Annotated in this window: 15 protein-coding genes; 9 read left to right on the forward strand and 6 right to left on the reverse strand. The window is 55.7% G+C overall.

Translation table 11 applies throughout. The features are described from left to right. Positions 1-30: 30 nt before the first annotated feature. Together BN2106_RS03590 and BN2106_RS03595 are read right to left on the reverse strand one after the other, a co-directional pair. Complete coding sequence (locus BN2106_RS03590) at positions 31-2,298, reverse strand: extracellular solute-binding protein (RefSeq protein ID WP_050697205.1); 2,268 nt, start codon at positions 2,296-2,298, stop codon at positions 31-33. Between the two features lie 209 nt (positions 2,299-2,507). Continuing rightward, on the reverse strand, positions 2,508-4,772 hold the full coding sequence (locus tag BN2106_RS03595) for an extracellular solute-binding protein (protein ID WP_050697206.1): 2,265 nt from the start codon (positions 4,770-4,772) through the stop codon (positions 2,508-2,510). A gap of 923 nt (positions 4,773-5,695) precedes the next feature. Here BN2106_RS03595 and BN2106_RS03600 point away from each other — a divergent pair. Together BN2106_RS03600 and BN2106_RS03605 are read left to right on the forward strand one after the other, a co-directional pair. Further along, on the forward strand, positions 5,696-6,367 hold the full coding sequence (locus tag BN2106_RS03600) for a response regulator transcription factor (RefSeq protein ID WP_050697207.1): 672 nt from the start codon (positions 5,696-5,698) through the stop codon (positions 6,365-6,367). 18 nt (positions 6,368-6,385) lie between these two features. Continuing rightward, a complete protein-coding gene (locus BN2106_RS03605; RefSeq protein WP_050697208.1) occupies positions 6,386-7,699 on the forward strand; it encodes a sensor histidine kinase in 1,314 nt (437 codons plus the stop codon). Positions 7,700-7,824: 125 nt separating this feature from the next. Here the strand turns inward: BN2106_RS03605 and rbr are convergent, their stop codons facing one another. The 4 genes from rbr to BN2106_RS03625 form a co-directional block, all read right to left on the reverse strand. After that, positions 7,825-8,367 (reverse strand): rubrerythrin, encoded by a 543-nt coding sequence (gene rbr, locus BN2106_RS03610; RefSeq protein WP_050697209.1) that lies wholly within the window; start codon positions 8,365-8,367, stop codon positions 7,825-7,827. 318 nt (positions 8,368-8,685) lie between these two features. After that, positions 8,686-9,720 (reverse strand): ROK family transcriptional regulator, encoded by a 1,035-nt coding sequence (locus BN2106_RS03615; protein WP_050697210.1) that lies wholly within the window; start codon positions 9,718-9,720, stop codon positions 8,686-8,688. A gap of 12 nt (positions 9,721-9,732) precedes the next feature. Then, the gene (locus tag BN2106_RS03620) at positions 9,733-10,614 is read right to left on the reverse strand and encodes a PHP domain-containing protein (protein ID WP_050697211.1); all 882 of its coding nucleotides are present in this window, start codon (positions 10,612-10,614) and stop codon (positions 9,733-9,735) included. An 869-nt stretch (positions 10,615-11,483) separates the two neighbouring features. Then, positions 11,484-17,381, reverse strand: coding sequence for a glycoside hydrolase family 97 N-terminal domain-containing protein (locus BN2106_RS03625; protein ID WP_195891773.1), 5,898 nt, complete (start codon positions 17,379-17,381; stop codon positions 11,484-11,486). Between the two features lie 409 nt (positions 17,382-17,790). Here BN2106_RS03625 and BN2106_RS03630 point away from each other — a divergent pair, with 409 nt between their 5' ends. Genes BN2106_RS03630 through BN2106_RS03660 form a run of 7 tightly spaced genes read left to right on the forward strand, consistent with a single transcriptional unit; the run spans position 17,791 to position 23,940 of the window. Continuing rightward, positions 17,791-18,381, forward strand: coding sequence for an HD domain-containing protein (locus tag BN2106_RS03630; RefSeq protein WP_050697213.1), 591 nt, complete (start codon positions 17,791-17,793; stop codon positions 18,379-18,381). A 29-nt stretch (positions 18,382-18,410) separates the two neighbouring features. Then, positions 18,411-19,100, forward strand: a complete 690-nt coding sequence (gene vanR, locus BN2106_RS03635) for a VanR-ABDEGLN family response regulator transcription factor (protein ID WP_050697214.1) — start codon at positions 18,411-18,413, stop codon at positions 19,098-19,100. Further along, positions 19,090-20,247, forward strand: coding sequence for a sensor histidine kinase (locus BN2106_RS03640; RefSeq protein WP_050697215.1), 1,158 nt, complete (start codon positions 19,090-19,092; stop codon positions 20,245-20,247). Before vanR ends, BN2106_RS03640 begins: the two co-directional genes overlap by 11 nt. Beyond that, entirely contained in the window at positions 20,244-21,257 is a 1,014-nt protein-coding gene (locus tag BN2106_RS03645) for an ABC transporter substrate-binding protein (RefSeq protein ID WP_050697216.1), read from the forward strand. Before BN2106_RS03640 ends, BN2106_RS03645 begins: the two co-directional genes overlap by 4 nt. Next, on the forward strand, positions 21,241-22,242 hold the full coding sequence (locus BN2106_RS03650) for a FecCD family ABC transporter permease (protein WP_050697217.1): 1,002 nt from the start codon (positions 21,241-21,243) through the stop codon (positions 22,240-22,242). The genes BN2106_RS03645 and BN2106_RS03650 overlap by 17 nt, the downstream gene beginning before the upstream one ends. Further along, positions 22,190-22,960, forward strand: a complete 771-nt coding sequence (locus BN2106_RS03655; protein WP_050697218.1) for an ABC transporter ATP-binding protein — start codon at positions 22,190-22,192, stop codon at positions 22,958-22,960. The genes BN2106_RS03650 and BN2106_RS03655 overlap by 53 nt, the downstream gene beginning before the upstream one ends. A gap of 26 nt (positions 22,961-22,986) precedes the next feature. After that, positions 22,987-23,940 (forward strand): (4Fe-4S)-binding protein, encoded by a 954-nt coding sequence (locus tag BN2106_RS03660; RefSeq protein WP_050697219.1) that lies wholly within the window; start codon positions 22,987-22,989, stop codon positions 23,938-23,940. Positions 23,941-23,981: the final 41 nt, after the last annotated feature.

Raw genomic sequence — 23,981 nt, forward strand, 5'->3', positions numbered from 1 at the left:
AAATGGATCTCTAAAGAATCTGTAAACATTTTATTCCGCCAGGTAAAGCTTGACCTGCTTTTCAATTTCAGCGGCAGCTTCCTCCGGGGATTTTTCTCCCTGCAGGCAGGCGGTTCCCTCTGCCAGCACAGCATCCATCAGGACGGAATCCTGCACGGACGGCGTGGAAAGCTGGCTGAAAAACTCTGTAAAATCGATCGGGATTTGATATTCTATTTGGTCTGCCATCTCCTTCGCGGAGGCAATTTCCTTTTGAATGGAGGCGTTGTTGACGGGCAGGCCGTCGGAGAAGGTGTAGTTCTGCACCTCGTTGGAAAGCATGGTCTGGATAAACTGCTGTGCCAGTTCCTGCTGGCTTCCCGCCGCGTTGACGCCTGCCAGAACGCGCGGAATGTAGACCTTCTGCATTTGTCCGGGCAGCAGGCGCAGCGTTGTGGTGTCAGCATCCTGATTTCCTCCCATACCGCCGGCGGAACCGGGCAGCGCCAGCAGGGTATTCATATCGGAGGGGAACATGCTGCTTTCTCCGTTCAGGTAACTCATCCCCATATTGTTAAAGCTGTAGCTGCCGCCATCCGTCATGATGGCCATGCCGCCGCCGCTGCCGTCCGGCTTCCATTTTTGCTGGTCGTTGGCGGCGAAGACCGCCTTGGCGTCGGTCAGAAACTGTGTCAGGGACTGTGTGTCCAGCGTGCTGTCCTGAATCCAGCCGGACGCGCTGGTGCTTGCAAGCAGTTCCAGCAGTTCCCGCGGTTCGCTCACCATCATCAGGGGCTTGCCGCCATTCTCAACGGAGAGGTCGGACAGCTGATGAATGCTGTTGATCGCGTCTTTATCGCCGATCAGGACAGGCACGGTAAAGCGCGCGGGAATCGCATAGGTCTTGCCGTCCGTTTGATACGTGTTTGCCACGTTGGAGAGCAGGTCTGCGCCGCTCAGCAGGGCGGAGAGATCCGCCAGAACGCCCTTTTCCATGTAGGAATCGACGGGCAGGCCGTCGAGAATAAGAACATCCGGTCCTTTTCCCGCCAGAATTTCCGTGTTCAGAGAACGTACCACATCGGAAGCGGTTACGTTGTTGCTTCCCTCCGGGAGGCCGACGCGATAGTTGACATGCACATTTGCGTGACTGTTTTGAAAAGCGCTGATTGTCTGCCGTACCGTCGGAAGCTCGCGCAGGGAATAGACGGTCAGTTCCGTGTCCGGTACGGTGGGCGTATCCTTGCTGTAGGTAAAGTGAAGCAGCTTGGAGCCGATGGACTGCACATAAACGCTGACATAAAAGCCGCCGCTGCCGTCCAGGTACAGCCCCGCGGGAGTAACGGAGGGAGAGGTCAGCGAGGTAAGAGAACCGTCCACAATCGTTTCCCAAACGGTGCCGCCCGGTGTCAGACGCTGGATGCCGTTGGAATTGCAGTAGTAGAGATTGCCCTCCCCATCGGAAATCAGGGGGCCGTATCCGGAGGAAGGAGAGGCCAGGTTCCGGATTTGCGAGCCGTCCTCCAGGCTGTACTGGATCAGGCCGCCGTCGTAATCTATGGTGTAGAGCGACTTGCCGTCCGTTGCAGAGCCGGAACTCTGTATCGGATATTCCCGCACTTTTTCTCCTGTGGAGGTGTAACGGTAGTAAGCGTTATAGTCTCCCAGCAGTAAGTCTCCGTTTTCAAGAACGTCCAGACTGACTGGCATCAGACTCTCGCCCACGGTCTTTATCTGGGGCGCTGTTGTCTCGCCTGAATCCGCCTCCTCTTCCATGCTGGGTTTTATGTCGTCGCCGTCGTCTTCAACGGTCGCGCTTTTGTTTCCGCTGATAAAAACGCCGCGTTCGCCCTCTTCGTCTTTAGCAGGCTCGTCCCAGGAGGGAACCGGAATTTGTTCCGCTGTTTTGCCGTCTGCGGAGTGCAGCAGGTGCAGCTTGTTTTCCGCATCAAAGGCAACGGCGTAAAACCCGCCTTTGCCGTCTTCCGCGAGTACCACGCTGGTGTGTCCGCTCAGCCATTCCACCGGCTCGCGCACCCATTCCCCATCGGCGGGCTTTGTGTACCGGTACAGGCCCGGCGCTTCCGGTTCGTTTTCCGGATAGAGTGTGGCGTAGACGGTGAGATTCTCTGAACCGTCGGAGAAGACCGCGTTAATCGCCGGCTTGCCTTCCGGCATTGCAATTTCCTTTTCTATGTAGCGGCCCATGGCGGGCGCCTGGGTGTTCTCGTTTTCCGGCGTTCCGGGGTTGCATCCGCTGAAAATGCCGCCGATGAGAACAAAGGAAAGCAGCATACATAAACCCTTTTGAAGCTTCATAAATGGATTCCTCTCTTTCAGGCGCTAAAACGCCTTTGTTTGACTTGCTGAACTGAGTATATCAAAACTTTCTCTAAAGTTTCTATAAAATGGTTCTCATTTTGTGATGGCATTCTGAATCTGTGTGAATCCTTCATCACATAAAAATGGCGCGCCGCAGAATTTTCTGCGGCGCGCTTTATGAAACCAGAAGATGGTAGGGGGGCAATTTATTCGGATAGATAGATACGGGTTTGTTCGTTGATTTTCTGTACGGCCTCTTCCGGCGACAGTTCCCCATTCAAACAGGAAATACCCTGCGCGATAACGACGTCCATCAGGACGGTGTCCGGAAGGACGGGGGTGGAGAGAGACGCGACCAGGTCACGGTATTCTTCAGAGAAGTCAATATCCGGAACCATTTCTTTCAGATCGTCCACAGCTTTGTCAAAAGAGGCGCTGTTGACGCAGATGCCATCGGTAAACATGTAATCCTGCACCTCGCGAGCAAGCATGGTTTGGATAAATTCCTTCGCAAGGTCCTTTTGACTGCCGGCTGCGTTGACGCCTGCGGAAACACGGGGCATAAAAGCATTTTTTACCTGTCCAGGAATGGATTTTACCATCGTATGCTCCTCATTTTCCTGGTTGGATACGCCAAACTGCATGGCATACAGGCTGCCGGCGTTGGTCATATACATATCTGTTTTTTTCTGGACATATTGCATGCTCATAAAGTCGGATTCGACAAAGCTTGCCCCGCCCATGCTGGAAGTGATGATCATGGAAGCGTTCGGATCCTCGCCTTCGTTATAATGGTAAATATCATAAATGGATTTTGCCTGCGACAAAAACTCCGTGAGCGCCTTGTCGTCCAGTGTGGAAGCGTCTTTTTTCCACGCGGGGAAAGAGGCGTTGGCCAGCGCGTTTAACAAAAGATCCGGTTGGTTCACCAGGAACATGGAGGCGTGGTCCTCCTGCGCGGTGAAGTCCGATAGGCTATTCAATTTGTTCAGCACATCTTTATCGCCAACCATGACCGGGATGGTAAAACGGGTCGGAACAGCATAAGTTTTCCCATCCTGCTGGAAGACGTTTGTAAGATGATTCAGCAGGTTTTCCCCCTGCATAATAGAAGAGATGTCCTCCAACACGCCTTTTTCAATATAGGAATCATAGGGTAGCCCGTCCAGAATCAAGACGTCCGGACCTTTGCCGGCGAGAATTTCGGTGTTTAAAGAGCGTATCACGTCGGAGATCGTGACGGACTCCTCCCCGTCGGGCAGGCCAACGGTGTAGTTGACATAGACGTTTGGATGATTCTGCTGGAAAACGCCGATGGCCTGGCGGACGGTCGGGCTTTCCTTCAGGGAGTAAACCTTCAATTCCGTGTCCGGAACGGTGGGAGTGGAGTCGCTGTATGTACAGTGTATAATTTTGGAGCCGCCTGCGATGGAATTCAGAAGGACATAGAAGCCGCCGTCCCCATCCAATACAAGGCCCATGACCATGACGGAGGGCGTGCTTATGATGGAAAGAGAACCGTCCATCAGGGTTTCCCAGACAGAACCACCGGGAGCGAGCTTTTGGATGCCGTCTGCGCTGCCGTAATAGAGGCTGCCGTCAGCGTCCGTGACAAGATTGCCGGAGGAAGTGGTGGCGGGCATGGAGATGGTAGAAATCTGGCTGCCGGATTCCAGGTCGTATTGGGTGATGTTTTTCTTGTAATCAATCACAAAAAGGTCTTTGCCGTTGGCGGTACTTCCCATGGATTCCCCCTTAAATTGTCTGATCAGCGTGCCGTCGGGCGCGTAGCGCAGAATGCCCTGGTTCAGGGTGCTGACCAGCAGGTCGCCGTTATCCAACAGGTCCATCGATAAAATTGTAAGCGACTGTCCGTAACTGGGAGAATTTTGAGAGGAATCGCCGCCGCCTTCCTCACCGTCCTCCAAGGAGACGCTGCCCTGCTCGCCGACGACAACGGACCCGTCACCCATGGAAAAAGTCATGGAGCCGTCTCCTGCGGCGCTGTCGTTCCAGGAGGGAATGGAGATTTCCTCCTGTGTTTTGCCGTCCGCGGTGTGCAGCAGGTGGGGCGTGTTGTTGTCCTCGCAGACGATGGCGTAAAAACCGCCCTTGCCGTCCCCACAGATGGCCCGCAAATTTCCGTTCGGTACCGTTTCCAGCCAGGAGACGTCCTGTTCCTCCCAGGTTTTTCCGTCCGAGCTGCTGTAATGCCGCGGCCGGGAGGTTATGTTATCCGGGGAGTAGGTACCCCAAAAGTGCAGGCTGCCGTCCTCATTCCGGATCAGCGTCTTTGGCTTGGTGTTGTCTTCCGGCAGGCCCAGGTCCTGTTCAATGTAGCGGCCCATGGCGGCGGTGGGGGTTGCGTCCGGACCACTGGAGGAAGGATTCCCGCCGCCGGTGCAGCCCACGATGCCTGCTGCAAGGCTGAGCGTTAAAATACCGCTGAGAAGCTTTTGCATGATACGCATGAATGTTCCCTCTTTTCTGTGCTTTTTCCACGGAATCGCGGTGGAAATATCGCATACTGTTTTTGACAGTTTTGAGTATAGCACGGAAATCTCTAAAGATCCTATAATCCGGCTTAGAGATAAAATAAAGAATAACAGGATAAGATAAGGGCAGCTGCTTCGCGCGCGTGCGCGGTATTTATGAAGTCAAATAGGGCTTTCAACAGGCTGGGAAAACATTATACCGTTGTGATGAGGCTTCGCCTCTTTTATGCTATAATAACCTCACGCCGTGACCGGAAGCAGAGCTTCCGACGGCTGAGAGAACATTGAATCGTTCCGGCTAAGCTGCATGTTTTTACAAAGATGGTCTGATGAAAGTTGAGAGAAAAATGGAACGATTGAATAACCTCACGCCGTGACCGGAAGCAGAGCTTCCGACGGCTGAGAGAACATTGAATCGTTCCGGCTAAGCTGGATGTTTTTACAAAGATGGTCTGATGAAAGTTGAGAGAAAAATGGAACGATTGAATAACCTCACGCCGTGACCGGAAGCAGAGCTTCCGACGGCTGAGAGAACATTGAATCGTTTCGGCTAAGCTGGATGTTTTTACAAAGATGGTCTGATGAAAGTTGAGAGAAAAATGGAACGATTGAATAACCTCACGCCGTGACCGGAAGCAGAGCTTCCGACGGCTGAGAGAACATTGAATCGTTTCGGCTAAGCTGGATGTTTTTACAAAGATGGTCTGATGAAAGTTGAGAGAAAAATGGAACGATTGAATAACCTCACGCCGTGACCGGAAGCAGAGCTTCCGACGGCTGAGAGAACATTGAAGCATGCCAGTCATGTGGAAACCGGTTGTTGATCGGTTAAAAATATCCCGTTGATTGTATACGGGCATGCTATAATAAAAACAACGTATTGACAGGGAGGAATCAACATGCGGATCCTGATGGTGGAGGACGACGAAGAACTGAGTGAGGCGGTCCATGTTTCGCTCTCGGAAAATGGCCACACGGTGGACGTGTGTCATACCGGCGACGACGGCCTGCATTTTGCCCGTCAGAACGCCTACGACTGCATCCTGCTGGACCGGATGCTGCCCAATATGGACGGGCTGACCATTTTGCGGGAAATCCGGCGGGCGGGCGTGACCGCGCCGGTCATTCTGGTGACGGCGATGAACGGGATTGGGGACCGGGTAGACGGGCTGGATACCGGCGCGGACGATTACCTGGTCAAGCCCTTTGCCATGGAGGAGCTTTTGGCCCGCATCCGCGCGCTTTCCCGCCGCCCGCAGCAGTGGGAAAGCGTGCAGGCACTGGTGCGCGGGGATCTGACGCTGGACACGGATATCCTCACGCTGACGGGCCCTTCCGGCCGGGTGACGCTTTCCAAGCGGGAGGCGCAGCTGCTGGAATTTTTCCTGCGCAATCCCAGTCAGATTTTACCGCGCAGTCTGCTGCTGTCCCGCGTGTGGGGGCCCGACGCGCCGGTGGAGGACGGCAACCTGGACAATTATATCCATTTTCTGCGCCGCCGCCTGCGTACCGTGGGCAGCGGGCTGAAGATTGAGACCATCCGCTCCGTTGGATACCGGTTCAACCTGTAACGCGAAAGGAGAAGGGCCATGCTGAAAAAACTGCGCCTGCGCCTGACGCTGCTCTGCTCCCTGCTGACCGGGCTGGTCCTGTTGTGTATGGCGGCGGCGGTGATCGCCGTTTCAGAGGGGCAGACAAAGCAGGCGAATGCGACCGCGTTCCAAAGCAGCATTAACACGATTGTTTTTAAGCTGCAGAGTGACCAGTCCGTCAGTATTACCTGGCTGGCGCAGCTGGAGTCCAGTGAGCGCCTTTTAATCCATATTGAGGACAACGGGACGCCGCTGTTTTTCCGCGGCGCCTGGAGGCCGCAGACATCGCGCAGCGAGCTGGTTGCCGCCGCCAAAGAAAGAGCGGGGGAACTCGGCGTCAACGCCGCGGCGCCGCCGGCCTCCCGGCTGGAAACCAGCTCCGTGCAGTTTGAACTTCGCGGGGAACAGGGGGAGCGTTATCTGGCGGCGGTAGTGCAGATTCCCACCAACCGCAGCTGGCAAAGCCTGACCCTTTTGCGCGACATGACCGATAAGGACGCGGAGATGCAGCGGCAGCGCTTTTTGTACCTGGGACTCGCGCTGCTGTCCATGCTGGCGTTGTTTGGCGTCAGTTGGTGGTTTGCGGGCCGGTCGATCAAGCCAATTGAGGAAAATACGCGCAAACAGGTGGAATTTGTAGCGGCCGCTTCGCACGAGCTGCGTTCTCCGCTGGCGGTCATCCAGGCCAGCGCCGCCGCGATGAAAGCCGACCCGGAGAAAGGGGAGCACTTTCGAGGCAATATTGAACGCGAATGCACCCGCATGGGCCGTCTGGTTAGCGACCTGCTTTTATTGGCGGGCAGTGACGCAAAGACATGGAGCATACAATTTTCCCCTGTGGAGCTGGACACGCTGCTCATTGAAACGGTGGAGTTGTTCCGCCCTCTGGCCTGGGAGCAGAAACAAAAGCTGACCTTGGAGCTGCCGGAGGAAGAGCTGCCGGAACTGCGCGGCGACGCACAGCGGCTGCAGCAGGCGCTGTGCGTGCTGATCGACAATGCCCTGCATTATACGCCGGAGGGCGGCAGGGTGGTTGTACGGGCCATCAACGGACAAAAATCCATCCGGCTTGAGGTGGAGGACAATGGCCCCGGTATCCCGCCGGAGCATGCAGCGCATATCTTTGACCGGTTCTACCGCGTGGACAAATCGCGCAACGATAAAAGCCATTTCGGCTTGGGGCTGAGTATCGCGCAGGAGCTGGTCCGGCTGCACAACGGGAGGATTTCTGTGCAGGCGGCGCCGTCCGGAGGCGCGCTGTTTGTTGTTGAGCTGCCCGCCGCAGCGCGCAGAAGCGGGAAAGAAGCATAGGAAAGGGCCTGTATTACAATGCATGTCTTGCATAAAATTTCAGCAGTATAAGAGTGAATCCCCCCGCCGTCGGCGGGGGGATTCGTTAATTTAGCCAATTGTGATACAGACCCATGGAAAGTGGATCAATAGTTTTTGGCGAGAAGCTGGAAATAGGACTGCGGATGTGCACAGACCGGGCAAACCTCCGGTGCTTTCTTGCCGACGACGATGTGACCGCAGTTGGAGCACTGCCAGATTGCGTCGCCCTCTCTGGAGAAGACGAGGCCTTCCTCTACATTTTTCAGCAGGTTGAGGTATCTCGCCTCGTGCTCTTTTTCGATCTTGCCGACCATCTCAAACAGCGCGGCGATGCGGGTGAACCCCTCCGCACGGGCGTCTTCAGCGAACTGTGCGTACATATCGGTCCATTCGTAGTTTTCACCGGCGGCCGCATCCTTCAGGTTGGTTGCGGTGTCTGCGATTTCACCGTCGTGGAGCAGCTTGAACCAGATTTTGGCGTGCTCCTTTTCATTGTTGGCGGTTTCCTCAAAGAGGTTGGCGATCTGTACATAACCGTCCTTGCGTGCCTTGGACGCATAGTAGGTATATTTGTTTCTGGCCTGCGATTCCCCTGCAAATGCTGTCTGGAGATTGGCTTCCGTTTTTGTTCCCTTAATATTTTCCATCCTGTATTCCTCCTGTAAATTAAATATAATAATTGTTATTGATTTTGTGTCTATATATTACCACCACAGGAAGAAGTTGTCAAGGCATTTTCTGAAAAAATTAAGAATGATTATCAAGTTTTAGATAAGCCGGAAGTGCATATCCAAATAACGGCTTTTGTCATCCGAACACACAGTCTCGATACAATCTGTAAGCGAAGACGGCTGTACGGCCCAGATCTCCGGGGCGTACAGCCGTTGTGAAAACAGGGGGATAGAGGCTTCATATATTTACAGGCATAAAAGCAAACTGTGCAGATTCAGCCGCCACCGTCGGGATCACAGGGGAAACTGCGGAATCAGGGTCTCCACGGTCAGATGATGCAGGCCGGAAAGGTAATCCTCCCGGAAATGGCAGGAGCTGACCAGTTCCGGAAGCATCAGGTCCGAAATGTGTTTTTTTAGGTGGAGGGACAGCGCGGATAGGTCCACGGGCTTTTCCAAAAACCAATCGCCGCCCACTACGACCAGCGCGGGATTGATTACACAGCAGAGGGTCCCGATTACATAGGCAACCGCATCCCAAAAATCGTCTTCCGTTGGGGCGTTCGTCAAAACACTGTTTAATGTGCTGCCTCCCGGCATAGGAAGGAAGCCCAGCTCCCCGGCGAACTGCCGCGCACCGTGGACAACCCGTCCGTCTGCGATGATGCCGGCTCCGGCGCAGGCTTTGTTAAAATGGATATAAACCATATTCATCTGTTCCATGCTGTAGGCTGGTTCCTGCTTCCCATACCGCAGACAAAAGCCCAGCGCGGCGGCATTCAGGTCGTTTTCCAGTATAAAGGGCCTTTGGCAAACCGCTTGAATCTGCTTTCCCACATCGCTGATCTTCCAGGAATTGCTGTCCAGGTTGGTGAGATAGCGGCTGCTTTCCACGATTCCCGGTACGCCGACGCCCACCGCGCTGACCGGATGCTTTACTGTGATTTGGGATAAAAAGCTGGCGACGGCGGCCTCCGTCCGGCTTTTGTCGATCATGAAAAAGCCTTCTTCCAGGCAGGCGCCGGTCAGACTGCAAACACGATAGGGCAGAGCGCTTTCTTCCAAATAAAAAGAGAGAATGGCGTGCTTTTGCGGATTCAGCGCATAGCGCTGTGCCCGACGCCCACCGCTGGACTGGTCCAACTGTGTTTCAATAATTTCCTCTTTGGCTGTCAGCTCTTCCAGCAGGGCACGCACGGTGGTGATGCTGATCCGGGTTTCCTCCGCCAACTCCGCGCGCGTAGCGGTCTGCATGGAAATCAGTGCGCGGTAGAGCAGGGCGGTGTTCATCCGCTTCATGAGTTCCGGTTTAGCAGGTATGCTATGCATCGGTTTTCCTCCTCATCGGGGTATTTGGCATTCCAGCCCGCGCAGCAATTCTGCTTCATGCCCGCCGCACTCTGTGCCGCCGAGTCGAATGCTGGGCTTGATTTTACCGTGGAAATCGCTGCCGCAGCTGACGGCAAGAGACAATTGAGCCGCCTGTTCCAGATAGAAGGCGGTTTGCTCCGGCGAGTGGTAGCTGCTGTAAGCTTCCAAACCCTTTACGCCCCGTGCGGCAATGTCCGCCAGCAGTTCGGCATTTTCGTGAACATTGTTGCCCGGATGTGCTAGGACGGGCACGCCGCCTGCAGCTGTAACCAGTTCGACAGCTTCCTTCAGGCTCATAAAGGTGATCGGTACATAGGCGGGTTTTCCCTGCGAAAAAAAGTCCCAATAAAAATTGACAAAGGGATTGTCGCTGCGTGCGCCGCCGGGCTGGTAAGGGGCCAGCAGGGGATTTTCCGGGTCCTGCTCCAAGGCGGCCTCCGCGATCATTTCGCCAGTGACCACGCCCTGTTTGGCAGAAAGCAGGGCATCGCAGGTTTTGAATTGAATGCCCAATGCCTTGGCAAGCTCGATGCGCTTGCTTCCGGCGCGCTGTTCCTGCTCCCAGATGTCCTGTTCTGCTGCGGCGAAGCCGGGGTGCATGGGGTCGATCCAATAGCCGAGCAGGTGCAGATCAACGCCCTGATGGGTGCAGTCCAGCTCCACACCGGAAATACAGGTGATGCCCAGCGCTTCTGCGCGTGTCTGTGCCCGTTGGACCGCGCGTGTGGAATTGTGGTCCGCGACGGCGGCAGTGCGCACGCCGTTCTGTACGCAGAGTTCCATCAATTCCTCCGGCGTATATTCTCCGTCGTCGCTTTGATTGGAATGCATGTGTAAATCCAGCCAGCTCATAACAGCTCCTCCTTAATATCGGAAACTTATAAAAGATATCGATAAAAGTATAGCGAACGATCAGGCGTTTGTCAACTGAGAAATGGGGGAGCGATTCCATTGGCGGGAATCAACTGTCCAGGGACGCAAGACAAACAGAATGGCAATCCCGTGTAAAAGAAAATCTGCGGCCGGGCAGTCTGGGAACAGCATGCAAATCGCAACGATTTGGCGGCTGTAAAATCAGCGTTTTTGCAGCAGTATTTTAGAGAGTTTTTGCCAAGCTCCAATGACAATATGTTGGATGCTGTTGATTTTGAGTGATACCCGGAAAATAACAGGGCGGATTGTTTTTGTGAAAGATGGATACCGGGAAAGAAAAAGTAGTACGATACGGCAACTGAGCATGTGACACAATGCGCCTGAACGGCTGAAATAGCTGCTTATGCAAAAAGCCCCGCCATACCCGAAGAGGGGTATGGCGGGGACTTTTTTTTTGCTGTTTTCCAAAGAGAAACCTGTGAATTGGATCAGCCGATTTTTTCCGTGCCATTTCTCACCGCAGACGTGCAACGTCTTTCACCCCCGCCGTGGCTTTTTGTTGCAACTCTCAGCGCGGGAGGTGTTGGCCCCTTTCCCACCAACCCTTTCTCTTATCCCATTTTTATTTTTTAAAAGATACAGCCATGTAACACAGTGCCCCAGACCGCTTGAAATAGCTTTTAATGAAAAACCCCCCGCCATACCCGAAGAGGGGTATGGCGGGAACTTTTTCTATGCTGTTCTCAAACGAGAACCTTGTGAATGGAATCAGCCGATTTTTACCGTGCAATGTCTCACAGCAGACGTGCAACGTCTTTCACACCTGCGGTGTCTTTTGGTGGCAACTATCAGCGAATGGTCACGATGCAATGCTTTTGTGCTGTCTGGCCCGGCAGGGTGGTGTAAACGCCTGCGCTGGAACCCGGTGCACCGACGGCCCAGACTCTGTAATAATAATCGTTGCCGATCTTCGCCACAAACTGGGTCTTGAGCACATCGCCGTTGCCGACGGTGAAGCTCGGAGTCAAGTTGCTGCCGTTCATGACGGTCATCTTGAAGCAGTAGGCGGCGCCTCTCTTCAGGGTGAAGTCCACGGTGGTATCGGAGCGGACAAACGCCGCCAGCGCACTCTGCGCCGCGCCGACTACAGCCGTTCCGGACGCGCCGTAGGTGTTGTCGTTGATCGGGGTGGGTCTGGAGGTGCTGGACGGCTTGGAGGTGCCGCCGTTGGAAGCCAGACCGTTCTTCGCTTCGTAGTAGCGCTCAATCAGAGCGTCCACTTCATCCTGAGAAACTTCGTTGTCGGGTTTCGCCAGCAGCGCGTTCATCTGGCTGCGGACGGCTTTGAAGGTTTCAACGGAGGAAGCGGTGTAGCCGTTCAGGTTCAATTCGTTGGCTTCCTTCGTCAGCTCTTCCAGCTTGCTCTTGTCTGCCTTCAGGCGAAGATCCTTCATCGCATTGTTCAGGTTATCCACCGCGTCGTTGATTTCCTTCTGGGTAGCGTCCGGATTATCGTAGACGTCGTTGGCTTTCTTCAATGCTGCTTTAAATGCATCCTTGCCTTGTTCCACATACTCATCCAGGTTGTAGGATTCGGCCTCCTGGATCACCGTCAGCAGAGTGTCCTTGTTGACGATGCTGTCATGGATGGTCTGGATAGCCTCGTCCAGCTTCTCGTATGCTTCTGTGATCTCCGGCTGCATGGCGTCGCGGTCGTCAATAACATCCTGCGCCGCTGCGATTGCGTCGTCAAGAAGCTTCTGGAGCTTCTCGCTCAGGACGCCGGATTCGGAAATTTCGATCGCGCTGTTCAGCAGCTCCTTCAGATCTTCCTTGTTGCCGGGCTTGAACTGCAGGTAATGAATGACATTCAGCAGGTCGCCCCACGCGGCGTCAATTTGATTCTGTGTGACCGCAACGGTGTCCGCAACAGTCTCTGCGTTCTCGAGTGCGGCAGCAAATTTCTCCTGGATGCTCGGAACAGCACCGGCGACTTCTGCTTCCAGGGTGTTTGCATAGTTGATCATGGTATTCAGGATGCTCTTGTTGACCAGCGTGAACTGGAAGTCAAGCGCAGCGCCTTCCTTGTCCATGGTCACATCGTAGGTGAATTCTTTCGTATCGGTGATGTCGAGTTCCTGGCCGCCCAACATGACCTTGCTGAACTCCCTGCCCTCGACGGAAGGCTTGAAGGCTAGGTCGATCGCGGTTTCTTCTTCATATGTGCCGGAGAATTTGCCGATCAGGTTCGCGAGCTTCTGCTCCTCGTCATTGACATAAAGGTTGACGCCCTTGTTGTAAGTGACAACCAGCTTGCCTTCTTCCACCGGCGGTTTCTCAGCGACGAACGGAACTTTCGTGCCGTTGATTGCGAAGTCGGAGAAGGTGGCCGGGACCGCGCCGGGCTTGTTGGTGCCGTTGACAGCGTAGAGTCCAACCTGCACACTGTCCGCGCTGCCGATGGCATCGATGGTCTCCGATTTGCCGATCTGCGTCCAGGCCTCGTTATCCATGCTGTAGGAAGCGGTCAAAGTGCCGCCGGCCTTCTCCAGCTTGAGGTAAACCGGTGCATCCGAATCCGGGTCCGCAACGCTCTGCTCGGTCAGGCTGCTGCCTGTGGTGCCTTTGATGCCGACCGTTGCAAGGATGTTGCCGCCGAAGTGGGAGTGGTATCTTCTGTAAGCGCCGAACATCGCCTGGTCGTTTGCATAGATCGTTAGGCCCGCGCTCTGGTAGTCGCCGGTGGGAGTGAAGTCGAGCTTCGTCGTGAGAGTAAAGTCGTCCTCGCCAGCCGGGGTCAGGATGACGTTCTTTGCCTTAATGCTGCCCGGATAGTTTTCGCCCGCCTGGGTGATAATGGTGACGGAGCCGTCCGCATTGACGGTACGGTTGAACGGATCGTCGCGCACAACGTTCCAGTTGTCCGCCAGAACCATGTCCGCCTCGGTGATGATGACCTTGCAGTCCGCGGTGACGGCGTTGTTAAAGCCGGTCATGGCGGTGATGGTCACGGTGCCGGGCTTCAGTGCGGAAATCACGCCGTTTTCAACGGTGGCAATTTCCGTATCGCTGGACTTCCAGGTGATATCGTCGTCCGCGTCCGCCGGTGTCTTAGTGGCCGTCAGCGTCTCTCTGGTATACTGGACCATATCCAGCTCAGTAGCGCTCAGCTCGATGCCGGTTGCCTCGGTGTACTTGGTTGCAAACGGTACAACCTCGCCGTCGATGGTGAAGTTCTCAAAGGTGGCCGGGAGAGAACCGCTCTTGCCGTTGCCGTCTACTGCATAGAGGCCGATCTGGAGGCTGTCGCCGCTCAGGCCGGACACATCCCACGGGTTGGCGATCTGGGTCCAGTCCTCGTTGTTGTAGCTGTAATAGGAGGTGAAGGTTGTGCCGGATTTAACAACTTTCAGGTAAACCGGCGCATCCTTATCCGGGTCAGGCGTGGTGTGCTCGCCTGCCTTGCCGTTGTTGAGGGCAAAGTCGGTGAAGATGTTGCCTTTATAGCCGGAATGGGATCTCTTATATGCGCCATACAGGTTCTTTTCGTCCTTGTAGACGATGATACCCGCGGTCTGATAGTCCGCACCGGGAACAAAGGTCAGTTTTGTTGTAGCGGTGAAGTCACCGGAAACCGGGGTCAGGAAGACGTTCTTCGCGTTGTTGGTGCCGCTGTAGAACTCGCCGGATTCGGTGGTGATGGTGATGGAATTGACATCGTTGAGCTTCCAGTTTTCCGGATTGCTGCGGATGATGGACCAGTCGTTCGTCAGGGAGAATTCCGGACGGCGCACGGTCACTTCGCAGGTGGCGGTGATATCGCCGTCAAAGCCGGTCGCCGCGGTGATGGTGGTGGTGCCGGGCTTGAGGCCGGTCACTTTGCCGTTGACAACCGTTGCGATTTCCGGGTTGCTGGAGCTCCAGGTAACGGTCTGGAAGTCCACGTCCTCCGGAGAGAGGGTTGCGGTCAGTGTCACAGACTCGTTCGGCATCATGGTCAATTCGGATTCACTCAGGGTGATGGAATCCGCTTGGGACGGCAGGCCCTTGACGATCTTGATCATGGCGCCGCCATGCAGGGCCATTGGGATGGTCAAAGTGGTGTTCTTGTCCACCTTCTGGGTGCGTGCGTTGATATCGTCGACGGTCTCTCCATCTTCATAGATATAAGCGAAATAGTCGCCGTCATCGAGGAAGTCGAGTTTGAATTCCGCGGTGCGCGCTTCGTTGCAGATCAGGCCCAGATACCAGTTGTCGCCGCTTCTGCGTGCGGTGTTGACGTATTCACCCGGCTCGCCGGCGATGATTTTGCCTTCGTCCCACTGCTTCGGGAAGCTCCTGAAGAAGTCGCAGGCCGGGCTGTCCAGATAAGCTTCCGGACGGTCTGCGAAGCACTGAATACCGGACTCATAGGAGACGGTCAACGCGCCCATCTGTGCAATGGTCATCTGCTTGCGGGTATTGGTGCGGTGCGAGAACATCGGCGTGTAGTCCGCCGGGCCAACCGCGGCGCGCATGAACGGCAGCATGCAGTTGTGGAATGCGCTGACGTCCGCGGGACGGAACAGATCCTGCTCCGCGCCGAAGATGCCCTCACGGGACAGAGCATTCGGATAGGTTCTTCTTTCACCCGTTGTCTTATTGGCGCCGTGGATATTGATCCACATTTTATTATCCGCTGTGACCTGCATCAGCTTGATATAGAATTTGATGTAATCCTGAGACTGAGAGTTGAAGAAGTCCGGCTTGATACCCGCAAAGCCCATATCGGCCAGTTCTTTAATGCGGCGCTCCGCTTCTCCTTCTTTCTTCAGGTCATTGTGATTCTGCCAGGCGATCAGGCGGATGCCCTTGTCCTTGGCATACTGCAGCAGGTCCTCGGTCCAGTCAAAATAGCCCCAATAGGCGAATCCGCTGTGGCCGTTGGTGCTGCCCTTCGGCTGCCAGCCTTCGTCCAGCAGCACATACTGCCAGCCCATCTCGGCGGCAAAGTCTATGTATTTTTTGTAAACATCCGGGTTGCTGGTGGACTCGCGGTTCAGCCAGGTCCACGCCGTGACGCCCGGCTCAACCCAGGAGGTGTCTCCGATGACGTTCGCGGGGCTGAGGTTTTCCGCCATGGTGTTCATCGCAATGGCATTGGTATCACCCAGAACAGCGAAACGCCACGGAGAGACAAACGGCGCTTTTGTGGTGATCGCTTTGCTGCCCTGTTCGTTGGAGAACACAATATCCAGACGGCCGTTCGGGTTGCCGATGATGTCCGCGCCGCAGTATTCCTCGTTCAGAGCGGCCTCGGAAATCAGGGCATACTTGCCGGTCGGCGTCTTGTACAGCAGCGGCATGCAGTAGCGCTCGTTCAGCTCGCTGAGCTGACGCTCCTCTTCCACCTGCTCGTTATGCGCGATATACGGCATCACGTAGGCGGTGGAACCCTGCGGAATCTGCAGGCTGGTGTTTTCAGAACGGATGGTAATGGCCTTGCCTGCCTCTTCCGCGTTGATGGCATAGCGGAACGCGATGCCGTCATCATATGCACGCACGACTACGCTGAAGGTGACGCCCTCTACGCCTTCCTTAGTGAAGTTGAGGGTGGTTTCGTTGGCTTTGTTTTCCACCTGTGTGACCTTTGCACCGACCAGTTCGTACGGATCGTCGATCACAGCGGTGGTGCTGTCCTTAAAGCTGAGGCCGGAGAAATCGCCGAGGCTGGTGGTCAGGCCGACCATGGAGTTGTCAACCATGATGTCTCCGTCCTTAAAGGAGGAGTAGCTGACCTTGCCGTCAAACAGGCTGAACAGCGCCTTGACGCTGCCATCCGGGGACGCGACTTCCCATGTGGAGTCCGGATCGCCCTTGCCGACGATGATATTGATGGTTGCTTCCTGAACAACGTCGCCCTGTGCAACCGTACAGGTGATGGTCGCGATGCCGTCGCCGGTACCGGTCACCAGGCCGTCTGCGTCGACGGTTGCAATGGCTTCGTCGGAGCTCTTATAGGTCACGGTGAGGGTGTCGCCCGGAACCTGCGCGCCGCCGATGGAGTAGCCCTTGACGGAGAGCTGCGCGGTTTTGCCGATCTGCACCACGGACTGGCTGGCAAGCGCCTCAGCGGAAGCCAGTACGGTCTGCACCGCTTCGTCGCAGAGAATCTTTGCTTCACACCACAGGCTGTGGTCGCAGGTGGTGACGCCGTTGGTGCCGTTGGTGGTCTTCAGAACCAGCTCTTTGGCGCCCTCGGGAATTTCGATGTCCAGGAACTTCTGTGCTTCTGTTCCGGAAAGATCCGCGAGATTGTATTTTTCCACGCCGTCGATCTCAACGATAAAACCGCAGTTTCCGTACTCGCCGCCGTAGACGGAGTCCGCCTGTACGCCGATGTATGCCTGGAAGCGCTTAGCGCCCTGCTTGGAGATATCGTAACGGATTTCAGACGCCGCATGCGCGCACAGTCCTTTTGTGTATTCCACAATTTTCAGGTCGTTGTCGCGCAGGCGAAGGGGTTTATTGTCGATGTCCTTGTCGATGCCGAGGCTGCCGAATCCTACTTTTGTGTAGGTGGGTTTCAAATCGCTGAGATACAGCGCAACGTCGCCCGCCTCAGTTACCTCCGTGGCAGAAACGGCGTATGCCGGCGTCACAGCCGCCGCGTTGGTCTGTGCCGCAAATACGGGCACCGCACCGGCCGCCGCCATTTGCAGCGCCAGAGCGACTGCGACAAATGAGCGTAGTGTCTTTCTTTTCATTTTTTCCTCCATCCTCTTCTTCATGTCTTTACAAATTTGATTTTACTACTTTAACAAGAATAGTCGATGAACCTCCTTCTTAAACTTGTCTTTTCGTAAAGTAAGACAGGAATTGGAAACAATGGCTTCAACAATGGAGATTGTCCATTTGTAAATTAAAAATTATTATAATTTACCTAAAAAATACTGCCATTGTCATCCCTTCTTAGCGTTATATTAACATGAAGCCTTTTGGAAATCAATATTCCTTCGTTGGAATGACACAAAAATACATAAGATTGCAACGAAAATCCATGGAAATTTACTGTGGAAGAACAATCGGTGAACATCCTTTACACACGGCAACCAATCCAGTATAATAAATAAATTAATAAGAAGATCGGTTGAACATCCGGAGTAAGGAGGAACTATGGGATATAAAGAAGAATTTGAGGAAATTTTCCGCAGCAAAATTACGCGGGACGGAAGCGAGGCGCTTTTTGAGTGGCTGAGCCGCACGGATTTTTTCACGGCGCCCGCCAGCACCAAATTCCATTGCGCCTGTCTGGGCGGCCTGGTGCAGCACAGTGTGAACGTGTACCGCACCATGATGGAAAAGCAGTTTGACCCGGAAACGGACAATGAAGAAAGCTTTGCCATCTGCGGCCTGCTGCACGACGTTTGCAAAGCGCAGTTTTATAAAGAGGGCACGCGCAATGTAAAAAACGAACAGACCGGTGCATGGGAAAAGAAAGCCTATTATATGGTGGAGGACAGCTTCCCGTATGGGCATGGGGAAAAGTCGGTTTTCCTGATCGAGCGCTTTTTGCGCCTGAAAACCAGCGAAGCCGTCGCCATCCGTTGGCACATGGGCGGTTTTGACGATGCGGTGCGGGGCGGCAGCTTTGCGCTGAGCCAGGCGTATGAAAAATATCCGCTGGCGGTCAAGCTGCATCTGGCGGATCTGGAGAGCACCTATCTGCGGGAAAAGGGTACATCGGCGGTGCGCGCGCGAAAGTGAGCCGCGCGTTTCTTGAGGGGGCGATAAAAATGCCGGAGATCCTGGTGGTGGACGACGAAAAAGAAATTGCGGACCTGGTGGAGCTGTATCTGAAAAATGAGGGATATACCGTCTGCAAGTGCACGGACGGCACGCAGGCGTTGGCTTATATAAAGGAAAAGGAGCCGGATATTGCGGTGCTGGACGTGATGCTGCCGGATATCAGCGGGTTTGACCTGTGCCGGAAAATCCGGGAGGCGCACACCTATCCGGTGATCATGCTGACCGCCCGCGTGGAGGACATGGACAAAATTACGGGGCTGACCATCGGTGCGGACGACTACGTGACCAAGCCGTTCAACCCGCTGGAGCTGGTGGCGCGCGTCAAGGCGCAGCTGCGCCGGTACACCCGCTACAACACGGAGGCCCGGGAGGAAAAGAGCGAAATCGACTTTTCCGGCCTGGTGATCAACAAGGACACGCACGCATGTACGTTGTACGACCAGCCGGTGGACCTGACGCCCATTGAATTTTCCCTGCTGTGGATCCTCTGTGAAAACCGCGGCAAGGTGCTGTCCTCGGAGGAGCTCTTTGAGACGGTTTGGAAGGAAAAATACCTGGAATCCAACAACACGGTGATGGTGCACATCCGCCGCCTGCGTGAAAAGCTGCATGAACCCGCGCGGCATCCGAAGTTCATCAAGACGGTCTGGGGGGTCGGCTACAAAATTGAAGGATAGATATACGCGCCTGAAGGTCAAAATGCTGTTACAGATTGCCGGTATCGTCCTGCTGGCGGCGCTGCTCGGCGTAATTTTTATATACACCATGGTGGATGGCGCGCTGCAGGTCCCGTTTGCGGACGCGTTCCTTTCGTTCTGTAGATTTTTTGGCATGGATTACGACAATGCCTTGGTGTTTTACCACGAAGTCATCCGGAAAAATAAGACCTTCTGGCTGGCGTTTGGCTTTACACTGTTGCTGGCGCTGGCGGTTTATCTGGCGATGTCCCGCATCAGCCGCTATATGAACCAGATCAGTGAGGCGGTGGACGAGGTGCTGAGTCAAACGGACGCCCCCATCAGCCTGCCTGTGGAGCTGCGCCCGATGGAAATCAAGCTGAACGCAATCAAAACGACACTGCGCCGCCGGGAATATGAGGCGAAGGAGGCGGAGCAGCGCAAAAACGACCTGGTGGTCTATCTGGCACACGACCTCAAAACGCCGCTGACCTCCGTCATCGGCTATTTAAACCTGCTCAATGACGAAAAGGAAATCTCCCCGGAGCTGCGCGATAAATATACGCATATTTCGCTGGAAAAATCTGAACGGTTGGAAGAACTGATCAACGAGTTCTTTGAGATCACGCGTTTCAACCTGCAAAACATTGAACTGGAACAGACCCGTGTCAATGTGACACACTTTTTGGCCCAGCTGACGGAGGAGTTTTATCCGCTGTTCAGCGAGAAAGCACTCAGCTGCCGGTTGGATGTACAGCCGGATCTGGCCGTCTGGGGCGATGCGGACAAGCTGGCCCGCGTGTTTGACAACCTGCTGCGCAACGCTATCAATTACGGCACGGAGGGAACGGAAATCGAGGTCCTCGCGTTCCGGCGGGAGGACAAGGTGGTTCTGCAGTTCCGCAACGCGGGTGCGCAGATTCCAGAGCAGCAGCTTCAGCGCATCTTTGATAAGTTCTACCGCGCGGATGCTTCGCGCTCCAGCCGGACAGGCGGCGCGGGGCTGGGGCTTGCGATCGCAAAGGAGATCACGGAGCTGCACGGCGGGACGATTTCCGCCTTCAGCGACGAACAGTTTACAACCTTCCAGGTGGTTCTGCCCGCGGCGGAGCGCCCTGTGGAAGAAAGAAAGGAAATGGAAGCATGAAAAAAAGAATGTTGGCGCTGCTGCTTACGGCGGCGCTTTTGTTTGCCGCAGTGGGCTGCACAGCCAACCCAACGGAGGAAACGCCGCAGTCGTCCCCGTCCTCACAGGAGGGCGCTGTGGATACCGGAACAGGCCTGCTGAAAAATGTCATTGAGGAAACGGGGGATACCATCACGCTGAACGATGTACTGGCGGGAGAGGTGACCATTCAAAAGCGCCCGCAGCAGGTGCTGGTTCTGCTCAATTCCGTGTTGGACCTCTGGTACATGGCGGGAGGCAGCGCGGTGGCCCGCATAGAAGGGGAAGACAACATTCCGGATGCGGCGAAGGACCTGCCGACCATTGGCACCATGAGTACGCCCAGTGTGGAGAAGATCGTCGGCTACCAGCCGGACCTGGTGATTCTGGTCAATACGCTGACCAAGCACCGGGAGATTCAGCCGGCCCTGCAGCAGGCGGGTGTGCCGAATATCTCCGTCAGCTACAAGGACTACGACGATTTCCTCTATCTGTTTGAGCTGTTCACCCACATCACGGACCAGTCCGGGCGCGGCGGGGAGCTGGGCGAAATCAAATCGAAGGTGGACGCGGAGATCGCAAAGGCCCAGGGCAAGCCGAAGCAGAAGGCGATGATTCTTTACGCGACCGCCAGTTATGTCAAGGCGGGCGTGCCCAAAAGCGTGGTTGGCGATATGCTGGAACGCCTTGGCGCGGAAAATATCATCGACGCAGAGGCTGCCCACGGCGAGTCCATGGTGGACTTCAGCATGGAAAAGGTGCTGGAAAGCAACCCGGACGTGCTGTTCATTCAGATGGCGCGCGACGGAAAGAAAGCGGAAGAAAACGCGATGAATGAAATCCAGAGCAATCCCGCTTGGCAGGAGGTCAACGCGGTGAAGAACAACCGTATCTATGTGGTGCCGCGCGAGTTTTCCACATTAAAGCCGAATGCGCGCTACCCGGAGGCGTTCGCGTTCTTTAATGAAAAACTGTATGGCGATGAAGCTTGATACCGGCCACCGCACGGCGGCGCGCTTTGCCGCGCTGGGGTTGTTGGCCATTTTCTGCGCGGCGGCGTTTTTTCTCAGCATCGGCGGCGGTGCGGTCCAGATTTCCCTGCCGGAGATCTGGCGCGCGCTGTTTTTGGAAAACAGCGGTGTGCAGCACCAGATTGTCGTAAACCTGCGGCTGCCCCGCGCACTCTGCGGCGCGATGGTAGGGGCGTGTCTGGCGGTTTCCGGCGTTCTGTTACAGGCGGTCATGCGCAACCCGCTGGCCTCACCCAGCGTGATCGGTGTGTCGTCCGGCGCGGGTTTTTTCGGCATGCTGGCGATGGTGCTGTTTCCCGGAAACCTGTATGCAATCCTGCCGCCCGCCGCGTTTGCGGGCGGTCTGCTCACCGCGCTGGCGATTTACCTGCTGGCGTGGCGCAATGGAATCAACCCCACGCGGATGATTCTGGCGGGCGTGGCGACGTCCACCTTTCTGCGCGCGGGCGTGGATGCGCTGATGGTGTTTTTTCCGGACCAGCTCACGGGATTTGTCAGCTTTTCCGTCGGCGGACTCAGCGGTGCCACCTGGCGCCACGCGCAGATGCTGCTGCCGTATGCGGCGGCGGGCCTGATCCTGGCGGTGCTGCTCTCCCAGCGGCTGGACGTGCTCCTGCTGGGCGACGAGGCGGCGACCGGGCTGGGACCTGGCTCTTATCCACATACTGAGTATAAGGTGGGCCTGATCGCCCCGCATCTGATCCGCATGCTGGTCGGCTCGGATGAACGGTACCTGGTGCCGGGCGCGGCGCTGGGCGGCGCGGCGCTTGTGATGTTCTGCGATACGCTGGGGCGCATCCTTGCGCCGCCCATCGAGGTGCCGGTGGGGATCATCCTGGCGGTGCTGGGCGCGCCGTTTTTCCTGTATTTGCTGAGAGGGAGGACGAAGCGCGATGTTGCAGGTAAAAAATATTTCCATCAGCTACGGCGCAAGGAACATCCTTGAAAATATTTCACTCACGTTTGCAGAGGGGTCCCTCACAGCGGTGATTGGACGCAACGGCTGCGGGAAATCGACGCTTTTAAAGGCGATGTCGCGCAGCTTGTACCCGGCAAAGGGGGACGTCCTGCTGGACGGGGTATCCATCTATCGTCAGAATACCAAAAAACTGGCGCGGCGGCTGGCGATCCTTTCCCAGGGGGTAAAGTCCCCGGAGGATTACACCGTACGGCGGCTGGTCTGCTGCGGGCGGTATCCCTACGCGGGTTTTGGCGGGCGGCTGTCCGCCGAGGATTTTGCGGCGGTGGAGCGCGCTATGGCGGATGTGGGCGTCGATGCGTTGGGCGACCGCCCGGTGGCGACGCTTTCCGGCGGAGAGCGTCAACGCGCGTGGATCGCGATGCTGCTGGCACAGGAGCCGGAAATTATGCTGCTGGATGAGCCGACCACCTTTCTGGACGTCGGCTGTCAATACGATATTTTGCGCCTGGTGCGCAGGCTGAACCGGGAAAAGGGTATCACCACGGTGATGGTTCTGCACGATTTAAACCAGGCGGCGCGCTATGCGGACCGCATCGTTGTCATGCGGGACCACGGCGTGTTTGCGGATGGACCGCCTGCGGCCATTTTGACGCCGGAGCTGCTGCAAACCGTGTTCGGCGTCCAGGCAAAGGTTTTGCGGGACGATACGGCCGGTGTGCCGTATTACATCCCGGCGGAATAAACGGGAAGGAAAGTAAGAGGGAAAATATGAAGATTACAGAAGCAGACAAAAAGCGGGTCAAGGCGATGGGCTGTTTGTTCAACCGCGAGAGCGAGGACGAATTTAACGTCCGTGTCATCACGGAGAACGGCACGCTGACCGGTGTGCAGCTTGCCAATATTGCTGAAGCGGCGGACCGGTTCGGCAGCGGTACGGTGGCGTTCACCACGCGTCTGACCGTGGAAATCTCCGGGGTCAAATATGAGGACATCCCCGCTTTGCAGGCGCATCTGGCGCGGGCGAATCTGGAGACCGGCGGGACCGGCGCAAAGGTGCGCCCGGTGACAGCATGCAAGGGGACCACCTGCGTCTTCGGACAGATCAACACACAGGCGATTGCAAAACAGATCCACAAGCGGTTTTATGAGGGCTATAAGGACGTCGCCCTGCCGCACAAGTTTAAAATCGCGGTGGGCGGCTGCCCAAATAACTGCATGAAGCCCGACCTGAACGACTTTGGGCTGATCGGGCAGAACAAGCCGTTGGTCAACTGGGATAAATGCCGCGGCTGCAAGAAGTGCATTGTGCAGGAAGGCTGCCAGCGCGGCGCCGCCAAGGTGGTGGACGGCAAGATTACCATTGACAAGGACCGCTGCAACGCCTGCGGAAAATGTATCCGCAACTGCTACTTCAAGAGCCTCAGTTCGCAGGCGCACGGCGTCAAAATTGTGATCGGCGGGCGTTGGGGCCGGGAGGGCCGCAAGGCGTCGGAATTGCCGGGCATTTATTCCGCCATCGACGCGATGGATATTCTGGAAAAAACGCTCCTAGCATACCGCCACTATGGGCGTCCGCGCGAGCGGTTCGGCCTGATGGTGGAGCGCTTGGGCATGGACCGCATGGAGGAACTGCTGCTCACGGACGAGGTGCTCCGGAAGAAGGAACAAATTCTGGCGGAGCCGGTTGGCGCGGGCGCGGACCTTCAGCCGGGACGCGCCTAAGGCGAGGATCAGTTTCACCTTGCGGACAATGTTTAAAAGGT

It is taken from the genome of Anaeromassilibacillus senegalensis (assembly GCF_001261775.1).
In the GTDB taxonomy this organism is placed as follows: Bacteria; Bacillota; Clostridia; order Oscillospirales; family Acutalibacteraceae; genus Anaeromassilibacillus; species Anaeromassilibacillus senegalensis.

Bases quoted from the DNA above. Each gene is read 5' to 3' on its own strand.
- BN2106_RS03590 (WP_050697205.1), bottom strand. From the start codon at position 2,298: ATGAAGCTTCAAAAGGGTTTATGTATGCTGCTTTCCTTTGTTCTCATC.
- BN2106_RS03595 (WP_050697206.1), bottom strand. From the start codon at position 4,772: ATGCGTATCATGCAAAAGCTTCTCAGCGGTATTTTAACGCTCAGCCTT.
- BN2106_RS03600 (WP_050697207.1), top strand. From the start codon at position 5,696: ATGCGGATCCTGATGGTGGAGGACGACGAAGAACTGAGTGAGGCGGTC.
- BN2106_RS03605 (WP_050697208.1), top strand. From the start codon at position 6,386: ATGCTGAAAAAACTGCGCCTGCGCCTGACGCTGCTCTGCTCCCTGCTG.
- rbr (WP_050697209.1), bottom strand. From the start codon at position 8,367: ATGGAAAATATTAAGGGAACAAAAACGGAAGCCAATCTCCAGACAGCA.
- BN2106_RS03615 (WP_050697210.1), bottom strand. From the start codon at position 9,720: ATGCATAGCATACCTGCTAAACCGGAACTCATGAAGCGGATGAACACC.
- BN2106_RS03620 (WP_050697211.1), bottom strand. From the start codon at position 10,614: ATGAGCTGGCTGGATTTACACATGCATTCCAATCAAAGCGACGACGGA.
- BN2106_RS03625 (WP_195891773.1), bottom strand. From the start codon at position 17,381: ATGAAAAGAAAGACACTACGCTCATTTGTCGCAGTCGCTCTGGCGCTG.
- BN2106_RS03630 (WP_050697213.1), top strand. From the start codon at position 17,791: ATGGGATATAAAGAAGAATTTGAGGAAATTTTCCGCAGCAAAATTACG.
- vanR (WP_050697214.1), top strand. From the start codon at position 18,411: ATGCCGGAGATCCTGGTGGTGGACGACGAAAAAGAAATTGCGGACCTG.
- BN2106_RS03645 (WP_050697216.1), top strand. From the start codon at position 20,244: ATGAAAAAAAGAATGTTGGCGCTGCTGCTTACGGCGGCGCTTTTGTTT.
- BN2106_RS03650 (WP_050697217.1), top strand. From the start codon at position 21,241: ATGGCGATGAAGCTTGATACCGGCCACCGCACGGCGGCGCGCTTTGCC.
- BN2106_RS03655 (WP_050697218.1), top strand. From the start codon at position 22,190: ATGTTGCAGGTAAAAAATATTTCCATCAGCTACGGCGCAAGGAACATC.
- BN2106_RS03660 (WP_050697219.1), top strand. From the start codon at position 22,987: ATGAAGATTACAGAAGCAGACAAAAAGCGGGTCAAGGCGATGGGCTGT.